6 protein-coding genes are annotated in these 7538 nt (G+C 67.7%); all 6 read left to right on the top strand.

Annotated features, from left to right (window positions below; all coding sequences use genetic code 11):
- Positions 1 to 502 (top strand): phosphatase PAP2 family protein (locus VN856_RS00030; RefSeq protein WP_325685090.1); only part of this gene is annotated, 502 nt, incomplete at its 5' end.
- Positions 499 to 1416 carry a decaprenyl-phosphate phosphoribosyltransferase gene (locus tag VN856_RS00025; RefSeq protein WP_325685089.1) on the top strand — a complete coding sequence of 306 codons (918 nt, stop codon included), beginning with the start codon at positions 499 to 501 and terminating at the stop codon, positions 1414 to 1416. The genes VN856_RS00030 and VN856_RS00025, both read left to right, overlap by 4 nt.
- On the top strand, positions 1394 to 3424 hold the full coding sequence (gene zomB / locus VN856_RS00020; RefSeq protein WP_325685088.1) for a flagellar motor control protein ZomB: 2031 nt from the start codon (positions 1394 to 1396) through the stop codon (positions 3422 to 3424). Before VN856_RS00025 ends, zomB begins: the two co-directional genes overlap by 23 nt.
- Before the next feature lie 466 nt (positions 3425 to 3890).
- Positions 3891 to 4943, top strand: a complete 1053-nt coding sequence (locus VN856_RS00015; protein ID WP_325685087.1) for an alpha/beta hydrolase family protein — start codon at positions 3891 to 3893, stop codon at positions 4941 to 4943.
- A gap of 156 nt (positions 4944 to 5099) precedes the next feature.
- Complete coding sequence (locus VN856_RS00010) at positions 5100 to 5990, top strand: alpha/beta hydrolase family protein (RefSeq protein ID WP_325685086.1); 891 nt, start codon at positions 5100 to 5102, stop codon at positions 5988 to 5990.
- Positions 5991 to 6123: 133 nt separating this feature from the next.
- A complete protein-coding gene (locus VN856_RS00005) occupies positions 6124 to 7137 on the top strand; it encodes a cutinase family protein (RefSeq protein ID WP_325685085.1) in 1014 nt (337 codons plus the stop codon).
- Positions 7138 to 7538 lie beyond the last annotated feature (401 nt).

Raw genomic sequence — 7538 nt, 5'->3', positions numbered from 1 at the left:
CGTCGCCGTCCAGTCGGCGTTGGCGGATCGTCCCGGCGCGCTGGCGGTGGCGCGGGCCATGTCCTATTTCGGTGAGCACAGCCTCGGCTGGCTGGCGGTGTCTGCGATCGGCGCGATCCTGCAGCCGGCCCGGCGCCGCGGTTGGCTGGTGGCCGGAGCGGGGGCGTTCGCCGCGCACGCCGCGGCCGTTGTGATCAAACGGGTGGTGCGTCGCCCTCGGCCGCATCACCCGGCCGTCGCGGTCAACGTCGGCACCCCGAGCAGCCTGAGTTTCCCGTCGGCGCACGCCACCTCGACCACCGCGGCGGCCATCCTGCTGGCCCGGGTCACCGGGCTGCCGCTGCCTGGCATGCTGGTGCCGCCGATGGCGCTCTCCCGGGTGCTGCTCGGCGTGCACTACCCCAGCGATGTCGCCACCGGCGTGGCGGTCGGAGCAGCCGTGGCGGCCGTTGCCGTCCAGGTCGACCGTCGCTGGCCGAAGACAGGTGGAGCCCAACAATGAGTGAGCAGGTTGACGACGAGGTCGCCGGACCGCCGGCCAACCTGATTGTCGGCTTGGTCAAGGCGGTGCGCCCGCGGCAATGGGTGAAGAACATCCTGGTGGCGGCGGCTCCGCTGGCGGCGTTGGGCACCGACGTTCACCACGACTGGACCAAGGTGCTGGTCAAAGTGGCGGTCGCCTTCGTGGTGTTCTGCCTGGCGGCCTCGTCCATCTACCTAGTCAACGACGTCCGCGACGTCGAGGCCGACCGCCAACACCCGACCAAGCGGCTCCGCCCGATCGCCGCCGGCATCGTGCCCGAGTGGCTGGCGTACACGCTGGCGACGGTGCTCGGGACGGCGTCGCTGGCGCTGTCCTGGTGGGTCAACCAGAACCTGGCGCTGGTGATGGCCGTCTACATCGGCATGCAGCTGGCCTACTGCTTCGGGCTCAAACATCAAGCGGTGATTGACATTTGCATCGTCTCGTCGGCGTATCTGCTCCGCGCTATCGCCGGCGGGGCAGCCACCGATATCCCGCTGTCCCAATGGTTTTTACTGACGGCCGCATTCGCATCGCTGTTCATGGTGGCCGGCAAGCGTTACGCCGAGCTACAGCTGGCCGAGCGCACCGGCGCCAACATCCGCAAGTCGCTGGAGAGCTATACCAGCACCTACCTGCGGTTCGTCTGGACGATGTCGGCCACCGCGGTGGTGGTCTGCTACGGGCTGTGGGCATTCGAGCGCGACCACGGCAAGGCTGCCTGGTTCGTGGTGTCGATGGTGCCCTTCACGATCGCGATCCTGCGGTACGCCGTGGACGTCGACGGCGGGCTGGCCGGCGAGCCCGAGGACATCGCGCTGCGCGACCGGGTACTGCAGGTGCTGTTCCTGGCCTGGATCGGAACCATCGGTGCCGCAGTCATCCTCGGCTGACGTCGCCTCAGATCCGCCGGCCGCGTCGCGCTGGCCGGTGCTCAAATCGGTAGGCCGGCCTGCTTTCCCGTACGACATCACGGTTCGGGCCAGTCTCTGGGCCAGTGTGGCCGTGGTCGCCGTGCTGTTCGGTTGGGGTGCATGGCAGCGGCGCTGGATCGCCGACGACGGGCTGATCGTGCTGCGTACCGTGCGAAATCTGTTGGCCGGCAACGGCCCGGTGTTCAACCAGGGCGAGCGGGTCGAAGCCAACACCTCGGTGGTGTGGACCTATCTGGTGTACGCCGCCAGCGCTGTGACCCGGCCCCTGCAGTTGGAGTATGTGGCCCTGGCGTTGGCGCTCGGACTGAGCCTGGCCGGCCTGGCGATGCTGATGCTGGGCACCGGCCGGCTGTTCGCTCCCAGCCTGGTGGGCCGGCGCGCGATCATGTTGCCGGCCGGCGCCCTGGTCTACATCGCGGTGCCGCCGGCGCGCGACTTCGCCACGTCCGGCCTGGAAAGCGGCCTGGTGATGGCCTACCTCGGGCTGCTCTGGTGGATGATGGTCTGCTGGTCGCAGGCTAAGCGGTCGCGGCCGCCCGGGCGGGGGTTCATCATCGCGCTGGCCTTCGTGGCCGGCTGCAGTGTGCTGGTGCGCCCCGAGCTTGCTCTGATCGGCGGTGGGGCGCTGATCATGATGCTGATCGCCGTGCAGGACGGTCGGCGCCGGCTGGAGATCGTGGTGGCCGGCGGGCTGTTGCCGGTGGGCTACCAGATTTTCCGAATGGGCTACTACGGCTTGCTGTTTCCCGGGACCGCGCTGGCCAAGGACGCGGGCGGCGACAAGTGGTCGCAGGGCCTGATCTATTTGTCGAATTTCAACGGGCCTTACGCGCTGTGGGTGCCGGCTTTCCTGCTGACCGGGCTGGGCCTGGTCCTCTGGGTATCGGCCCGCAGACAGAAGGGCGGCGATCGAGCCAGCGCATTGCCGGCGGCCGGTGGGCCGCTGGCCCGCACCGTGCAGACCCCGGCCGCCGTCGTGGTGTTCATTCTGGTCAGCGGGCTTTTGCAGGCGCTGTACTGGATTCGGCAGGGCGGGGATTTCATGCACGGCCGGGTGCTGCTGGTCCCGCTGCTGTGCCTGCTCGCACCGGTGGCGGTGGTGCCGGTGGTGTTCCCCGAGGGCACCAGGCTGTCCCGCGAGGCGGGCTATTGGTTGGCCGGCGCGGTGAGCGCGCTGTGGATGGCGATCGCGGGCTGGTCGCTGTGGGCCGCCAATTCTCCCGGGATGGGCGCCGACGCCACCCGTGTCACCTACTCGGGGATCGTCGACGAGCGCCGCTTCTACGCGCAGGCAACGGGCCACGCGCACCCGCTGACGGCTGCCGATTACCTGGACTATCCCCGGATGCGCGCGGTGCTGGTGGCGTTGAACAACACCCCGGAGGGCGCGCTGCTACTGCCGTCCGGCAATTACGACCAGTGGGACTTGGTCCCACCCATTCCACCGAAGCAACCGGGCCCGCCACCGGACGGTGCGCCGCCCGCCCCGCCGCCGGCACCCCAAAAGGGTCCGCACACAGTGTTTTTCACCAACCTCGGCATGGTGGGGATGAATGTCGGGCTGGATGTCCGGGTGATCGACCAGATCGGGCTGGCCAACCCGCTCGCGGCGCACACCGCCCGGTTGCAGCACGGCCGGATCGGTCACGACAAGAACCTCTTCCCGGATTGGGTGATCGCCGACGGGCCCTGGGTGAAGTGGTATCCCGGTGTGCCGGCCTACCTCGACGCGAAGTTCGTCGCGCAGGCCGAGGCGGCGCTGCAATGCCAGGGGACCCAGCAGATGCTGGCCTCCGTCCGCGCTCCGATGGGCTTCCACCGGTTCCTGTCGAATCTTGTGCACGCCGTCTCGTACACCCGCTACCGCATCGACCGTGTTCCGCGTTACGAACTCATCAGGTGCGGACTGGCCGTACCGGAGCCGGGCGCTCCCCCCTATACCGGCATGCCCGCCACCGGGCCATAGCACCGCATCGCGGTCGGCAGTACCGCGCAACCGTCAGCCGAGAACAGTTATCGGCAGAAGAATTTTTGTCAGCCATTCGGCCTTGGTCGGGTGAGCGCGTCGCCTGGCCCCCGAATATCCGTCAGCAACCGTCAATATGTATCGTTACCGGCGAACGACCGCTCGTCGGCACATTCACAGCGTGGTGATCCGCAGCCGAATTGAGCGGGTCCGGCCGCAGCGCGAGGCCCGGTTTCGGGCCTACGCCGATGTCAGTCAGGACCGCGAGATGTGGTTGACTACGGAAGCACAGCTGCGCCCGTCCGGCATCGATGCAGCTCCGAATGGCTAGCGGAAATCCGGACACTTAGGCCGGCGCGCTCAGCAACGACGCGAGCCAAGGAGCGGCTCACGAAGAAGCTGGGCAATTAGGGCGATGAAGTCCGACCCACCATGTTGGGCCCGACAAAGAATGAGGAAAGCAAGAATGAGGCTTGTTGACAGGTTTCGCGGTGCGGCAAAAACATTGCCGCGCCGGCTCGCGCTAGGGGCGGCCGCAGCGGCGCTGCTGCCGGGCCTGATCGGCGTCGTGGGCCAGACCGCGGACGCTGGCGCGTTCTCCCACCCGGGTCTGCCCGTTGAGTACCTGCAGGTGCCGTCGGCAGCCATGGGTCGCGACATCAAGGTCCAATTCCAGAGCGGTGGCGCCAACTCGCCCGCCGTGTACCTACTCGACGGTCTTCGTGCACAGGACGACTTCAACGGCTGGGACATCAACACCCCCGCTTTCGAGTGGTATCTGCAGTCCGGTCTGTCGCTGGTGATGCCGGTCGGCGGCCAGTCCAGCTGGTACACCGACTGGTACAAGCCGGCTTGCGGCAAGGCCGGCTGCCAGACCTACAAGTGGGAGACCTTCCTCACCAGCGAACTGCCCGCCTTCCTGGCCACCAAGGGCGTGAAGCAGGGTGGCAGCGCGGCTGTCGGTCTGTCGATGGCCGGCGCCTCGGCGCTGAACCTGGCCAACTACCACCCCGCGCAGTTCATCGAGGTCGGCGCATTCTCCGGTCTCTTGGATCCCTCCCAGGGCATGGGACCGACGCTGATCGGCTTCGCGATGGGCGACGCCGGTGGCTACAAGCCCGCCGACATGTGGGGCCCGAAGGAAGACCCGGCCTGGGCTCGTAACGACCCGCTGCTGAACGTCGGCAAGACGGTCGCCAACAACACCCGTCTGTGGTTGTACTGCGGTAACGGCAAGCCGTCTGACCTCGGTGGCGACAACCTGCCGGCCAAGTTCCTCGAGGGCTTCGTGCGCACCAGCAACATCAAGTACCAGGACGCGTACAACGCCGCCGGCGGTCACAACGCGCAGTTCCACTTCGACGCCAACGGCACGCACGACTGGCCGTACTGGGGCGCGCAGCTGCACGCGATGCTGCCCGACCTGCAGGCGACTCTCGGTGCCACCCCGGGCGCAGGTCCCGGCCCGGGCGCTCCGGCTGGCACTCCGCCTGCCGCGGCCGCTGGCCAGCACACCTGAGCTAAGAACAGCACGGCTGACGGCGACGACCTTGCGGGGTCGTCGCCGTTCGCCGTTTCTGGCGTCCGGTTCTCCCGCGTGTGATTAGCTACTTTGCGGAACCGGGGGCGATCTGCCGTCTCCTTACTGGTGGTCGAGCGACAAGCGAGGTCAGTGATGAGAAGTCTGTCGATGCTGCTACGGCTACTGTGCGCCGCCGTATTGACCGTCGGCGGCCTCATCGGGACGCACATGAGTGCGGCCCGCGCGGCCGGCTACGAGACACTGATGGTCCCCTCGGCGGCGATGGGCCGTGACATCCCGGTGCAGTTCATGGCCGGCGGCCCACACGCGGTGTACCTGCTCGACGCCTTCAACGCCGCACCCGACGTCAGCAACTGGGCGACCGCGGGCAACGGCTTCAACACGCTTGCCGGCAAGGGCATCTCGGTGGCCGCGCCGGCCGGCGGCGCTTTCAGCATGTACGCCAACTGGGAGCGGGACGGCAGCAAGCAGTGGGACACGTTCCTGTCGCAGGAGCTGCCGGATTGGCTGGCAGCCAACAAAGGATTGGCCCCCGGCGGCCACGGGGTCGTCGGCGCCTCTCAGGGCGGGTACGCGGCGATGGCCCTGGCCTGCTTCCACCCCGACCGGTTCGGCTTCGCCGGTTCGCTGTCGGGATTCCTCTACCCGTCGAACACCACCACCAACGGCGCGATCATCGCGGGTCTACAGCAATTCGGCGGGGTCGACGGCAACGGCATGTGGGGAGCCCCGCAGCTGGGCCGGTGGAAGTGGCACGACCCGGAGGTGCACGCAATGCTGCTGGCGCAGAACAACTCGCGGATCTGGGTCTGGAGCCCGATGAACATGGGCGGCGACGCCGCTGCGATGATTGGTCAGGCCGGCGAGGCGATGGGTAACGCCCGGTTCTTCTACCAGGAGTACCGCAACGTCGGCGGCCACAACGGCCACTTCGACTTCCCGACCGGCGGCAACAACGACTGGGGCTCGTGGAGCGGCCAACTCGGCGCGATGTCCGGCGACATCGTCGGGGCGATCCGCTAGCGCGTCAGCCGGGGGCGGTGCCGCGAACCGGTACCGTGAAGCAAAGCACGACGGCCCCGTACGACGGACCTTGACGACAAACCCGGTACGGCAGCTCGGCTGTGCAATCAACCGACTCTGCTAGCAGGAGACCATGGCTGTGAATTCCCGGCGGAAACGCCGTCGCCGCATTCTGGCGTTGATCGCCGCCGCCGCGGTCGCGCTTGTCGTCGGGCTGGTCATCCTCGCCGTCGTCGGCGTCCTGCGGCAGCGGGAAACCCCGCCGAGCGCGGTGCCGCCCAGCATCGTGCCGCCGACCAGCAGTGCGGCCTACCCGCACAAGCCGCGGCCGGCCTCCCAAGACTCCAGCTGCCCGGACGTGCAGCTCATCGCGATTCCCGGGACCTGGGAATCGTCGCTGCAGGACGACCCGCTCAACCCGGTCCAGTTCCCGAAGGCGTTGTTGCTCAACGTCACCCGGCCGATCCGCGAGCAGTTCAACTCGAGCCGGGTTGAGACCTACACCGTCCCCTACACCGCGCAGTTCCACAACCCGCTGAGCGGCGACACGCAGATCTCCTACGACCAGAGTCGGGCCGAGGGCACCCGTGCGGCGGTCAAGGCGATGACGGACATGAACGTCAAGTGCCCACTGACCGGCTATGTGCTGGTGGGGTTCTCGCAGGGCGCGATAATCGCCGGGGACATCGCCAGCGACGTCGGCAATGGTCGCGGCCCGGTGGACGACGACCTGGTGCTCGGTGTGACATTGATCGCCGACGGCCGCCGCCAGCAGGGCGTGGGCCAGGACATCGGACCCAATCCGCCGGGCGAAGGCGCCGAGATCATCCTGCACGAGGTGCCGGTGCTGTCCAACCTCGGCTTGACGATGACGGGGCCGCGGCCGGGCGGCTTCGGCACGCTCGACGCCAAGACCAACGAGATCTGCGGGCCCGGCGACCTGATCTGTGCGGCCCCGCCGGAGGCGTTCAGCCTGGCGAATCTGCCCAGGACGCTGGACATCCTGGCCGGCGGGGCCGGCCAACCGGTGCACGCGCTATACGCGACCACTCAGTTCTGGAGCCTGGACGGCCAGCCGGCGACGGAGTGGTCGCTGAATTGGGCGCACAACGCGATCGCAAACGCGCCCCACCCCAAACACGGGTGATCAGGCTCAAAACGTACGGCCCTGCGTCACTGGTCACGATTGCGACAAGTTGTACCTTCAGATTTGGTCCGCGGCGTACCGACCACTAACATTAAGAGGAATTTAAGAGCAGCTGTATCGGGCGGTCGCGTCGATGCGTTGCGGATTGTCGGGCGTGCCGTCTGTAGCATCGGTGAGGTTTGCCGTTCGCGACATCCCTGCGCAGGCGAAACGTGCGGTGTCCGGCTGGCCGACCCGTGTCGGACGTAGCCGTCGGCCCGGTCCGCAGTACCGCGGCCGACCGAGAACAGTTCTGACAGGAGTGCATGGCATGGCGTACCACAACCCGTTCATCGACAAGAACGGCCAGATCAAGTTCCCGGACAACACCGACCTGGTTCGTCACGTCGAGAAGTGGGCGA

The organism is Mycobacterium sp., from assembly GCF_035603715.1.
In the GTDB taxonomy this organism is placed as follows: domain Bacteria; phylum Actinomycetota; class Actinomycetes; order Mycobacteriales; family Mycobacteriaceae; genus Mycobacterium.
This window is presented reverse-complemented; position numbering and strand designations above follow the sequence as displayed.

Excerpts from the sequence above, each read along its gene's own strand:
- VN856_RS00010 (WP_325685086.1), top strand. The coding sequence starts at position 5,100 with ATGAGAAGTCTGTCGATGCTGCTACGGCTACTGTGCGCCGCCGTATTG.
- VN856_RS00025 (WP_325685089.1), top strand. The coding sequence starts at position 499 with ATGAGTGAGCAGGTTGACGACGAGGTCGCCGGACCGCCGGCCAACCTG.
- VN856_RS00005 (WP_325685085.1), top strand. The coding sequence starts at position 6,124 with ATGGCTGTGAATTCCCGGCGGAAACGCCGTCGCCGCATTCTGGCGTTG.
- VN856_RS00015 (WP_325685087.1), top strand. The coding sequence starts at position 3,891 with ATGAGGCTTGTTGACAGGTTTCGCGGTGCGGCAAAAACATTGCCGCGC.